General features: G+C 68.6%; 1 protein-coding gene and 1 pseudogene. Both read right to left on the bottom strand.

Annotation, left to right across the window (positions count from 1 at the left end; all coding sequences use genetic code 11):
- The coding region (locus tag Cco03nite_RS42000; protein WP_239168098.1) for a carbohydrate ABC transporter permease at positions 1 to 687 on the bottom strand (687 nt) is incomplete at its 3' end.
- 55 nt (positions 688 to 742) lie between these two features.
- A pseudogene (locus Cco03nite_RS42005) lies at positions 743 to 1,242 on the bottom strand (ABC transporter substrate-binding protein); the annotation flags it as partial.

Here is a 1,242-nt window from a genome sequence, read left to right on the forward strand (position 1 = left end):
CGCGCTCGCGCCGTCGGTGGTCGCGGCCTCGGTCAGCTCGGCCGGGATGCCCTGCCGCCCCGCCAAGTACAGGATCATGTGGAAGCCGAAGTACTTCCAGGAGATGACGAAGAACAGCGCGTACAGCACGGTGTCGGGGTCGGCGAAGACCGCGCCGTCGAGCGCGTCGATGCCGAGCCAGCCGGCGATCTGCTGGCCGAGCCCCCGGTTGGGCGAGAGCACCAGCGTGAACAGCACCGCGGTGGTGACCTCGGACAGCACGTACGGGGCGAAGAAGATCACGCGGTAGACGCTGCGGCCCTTGAGCTTCTGGTTGAGCAGCATCGCCAGGGCCATCGACACCGGCAGCTGGATCACCAGCGACAGCGTGATCAGGACCAGGGTGTGCCACAGGTCGCCGAGGAAGGTCGGGTCCTGAAAGGCGCGGGTGAAGTTGTCCAGGCCGACGAAGTTCTCCGGCAGGTTGAAGCCGTTCCACTTGTACAGGCTGGTGTAGCCGGCGAGCAGGATCGGCGTGATGACCAGCAGCACGAACAGCACCAGCGCGGGCGTCAGGAACAGCACGATCGCGGTCAGCTGCTGCCGCCGGGGCCGGCGGCCACGCCTGCGCGTGGCCGCCGGGACCTGTGCCGCGGAAGGCGCCTCCTGGTCACCCGGACGCCGTCCGGGCACCGTGGAAAGCTTCATCGTGCCTGCTCCCGTTCCTTGAATCGAGGCAGCCGACCATCCCGCGGCCGGCTTGTCACTGGCTCTTCGCGACCTTGGTGATGTCCTTGACGATCTGCTCCGGGGTCTTCGACCCGGCCACCAGCTCGGCGACACTGTCGTTGACCTGCTGACCCACCGCCGGCGGATACGCCTGGTCCAGATACAGCTGGAACCCCGTCGCCGCCGCGAGGCTCGACGCGACGACCTTGCTGTTCGGATCCTTGATCGCGTCCGCGGCGTCCTTGACCGTCGGCAGCACCGCACCCGTCGCCGCCGACTTGCGCTGGTTCGCCACATCCAGCAGCGTCTTCAGGAAGTCCACCGTCGAGGCGGGCGCGTCCTTACCGACCGCGAACCCGTTGCCGCCACCGAACGCCTCAGCCACCGAGCCCTTGCCGCCCTCGACGGCCGGGAAAGCGAAGTAGCCCAGCTTGTCGCCCAGGCCCTTCTTGCTCGTCGACGACGAGGCCTGCACCGCCGGAGCCCACTGCCCCATCAGCTCCAGCGCCGCCCCGCCGTTGCCCATCGTCGCCG

The sequence above is a fragment of the Catellatospora coxensis genome (assembly GCF_016862635.1).
Taxonomy (GTDB): domain Bacteria; phylum Actinomycetota; class Actinomycetes; order Mycobacteriales; family Micromonosporaceae; genus Catellatospora; species Catellatospora coxensis.